General features: G+C 35.3%; 1 pseudogene. It reads right to left on the reverse strand.

The window, feature by feature from the left end:
- Window positions 1-1,823 (reverse strand): annotated as a pseudogene (locus tag FNW52_RS20485) (hypothetical protein); the annotation flags it as partial.
- Window positions 1,824-2,428 lie beyond the last annotated feature (605 nt).

The following is a 2,428-nucleotide window of genomic DNA, read 5'->3' on the forward strand; positions in this document are numbered from 1 at the left end:
GCAGTGGCTCCGCTTACCGTAGCCGTTGCGTTGGAACAGATGGTTTGACTACCGCCCCCCGCAGAAGCTTGTGGTAATGGATTTACCGTGATTGTTCCTGTGGCAGCAACAGTTTCGCAACCGCCTGTTAATAGGATGCTATAGTTAAATGTACCTGATATTGTTGGAGTACCGCTGATAGTAATCACATTGGATGTCCAAGCAGCCGTAACTCCAGTAGGTAAACCTGTTACTGTTCCAATGCCTGTTGCTCCTGTAGTTGCATGTGTAATGGTAGTCAAAGCGGTACTAATACACAAGGTTGGAGTTGATGATGCAGCTCCAGTGGTATTGGCTGGTGTTACCGTGATTGTTCCTGTAGCATTTACGCTTCCACAACCGCCTATTAATTGGACACTGTAGTTAAATGTACCTGATACTGTTGGAGTACCGCTGATAGTAATGACATTGGATGCCCAAGCAGCAGTAACTCCAGTAGGTAAACCTGTTACAGTTCCAATGCCTGTTGCTCCTGTAGTTGTATAGGTAATGGCAGTCAAAGCGGTATTGACACATAAGGTTGGAGTTGATGATGCAGCTCCAGCCGTATTGGTTGCTGTTATTATAATTGTTGCTGTTCCAGTTTGTGCTTGGGAACAAGTTGTAGAACTGGCGTCTTTAACACTTACTAAGTTATAATTGAATGTGCCGGCTGTTCCAGTTGGAGCTGCAACCGTTATTGAACTACCACTTGTGGTGACTACAGTAGTATTTGTTCCTCCATTAATGTTGTAAGTAAAGGTATAAGGAGTCGTTCCAGCTGCTCCAGTAAAGGTTACATTTGGTGCTGTTGCGCCTTTACATATAGCGATCGTTCCGCTAATACTTGCGGTTGGTAATGGATTTACTATAATTGTTGCTTCACTAGTAGTAATTTCATTTCCAGCGCATAAGCCTGAATTTGAAAATATTGCTCTAAATTTTGTAGTTTGAGTTAAAATAGCTGTAGTATAAATTGTTATACCAGCAGTATTAGGTATATCTATCCATGTTGAAAATGGACTAACAGCTGATTGCCATTTAGTAATAGTAGAACTACCAGTAATACCGGTTACTGTTAAAATACTACTTGTTCCTGAACAAACAGTCGAGCTAGATTCAACGGCACCTTTTAAAGGAATTCCAAATGTAAGAGAGGTGTTAACACATCTACTTGAAGAAGCTGAGTTGCCACTAACGGATGCAAATTTAGTAATATTGATTAAACCAGGATTATTTACATCACATATATTTATACCAATGCTTCCAAAAGGAATATTAAATTCTAAAAATTGACCACCTCCAGCATTACAACCGATAGCACTTCCATTTTTAGCAGCAAGTCCATTACTAATAGGAACTATAGTTTTAGTACTTCCACTTCCAGTATATAAAGTAAAACCATTGCCGTTAGCATTAATTTCTAAAATATATTCAGCACCAGCTACAGATAAGCTACCTCCAAATGTATCCGATGTTAGCCCAGTTAGAGGGTTGTTATCGGTGTCTAAATACAGTCGAAAAAGAGCAGAACCACCATTACCAATATTCATTCCTAATCTTAATACTTGATTTTGAGTATCTACTTTGGCGTGGATCGTTCCAATTTGGCATGTCGAAGATGGACTAGCTGATAATTGCTTACTAAAAACAGTTCCAGTTGAATATTCATCGCCACTTGCACCAGGAGCTGGACAGTAATCTCCATCATAAATATCTTGAGAATAACCATTTGTAATAGAAGCAAATAAACATAATAAAATAAGGGTAAACATTTTTGTCGAATGAGTAAAAATTGTTTTCATATTGATTTGTTTTAAATCGTTAGAAAGTATTTATGAGTATATATAGTGGAATTCACATATAATAATATGCGTGAATTGTTGAATGACTAATTTTATAAAACGATGAAGCTTTATAAAAATCAAATAAATAGTTTTGTAATTACTCAAACAAGTAGCAATGAATCTAAATCTTAGGGGGGATTTTGAGCAACGAATAGATGAAATATTATAGAAGCAATTCTATAGAAGAAGAATGCTTATAAGAAAAAAAAGGTAGTTTTTATTCCCATATTTTTTAGCGTTAAGTTAATACTAGATTAGGGTCTTTTAAATATTATGGTATCGAAATTTTTTGCTTTTTATATTTGTAACGTATTGAGTGTAATAAAGTTAAGTAATAATATTTAATTATGGTGCTAAAATTCCATTAATAACATAAAAACTCGTTAAAGAACGTTTTTTGTTAAATTTTAATGAAATTTATTTCATTTTTGATTACTATTTTTTTCTGAATAAATATTTCTTTCGACTTAAGAGTAGAGGGGAGGAAGATTTTATTAAAAGACAATTACACAAAAAAGTCCTCGATTTAGAGGACTTTTTTGTGTAATTAACAGTGTGTAAAC

The organism is Flavobacterium sp. ZT3R18, from assembly GCF_007097385.1.
Lineage (GTDB): Bacteria > Bacteroidota > Bacteroidia > Flavobacteriales > Flavobacteriaceae > Flavobacterium.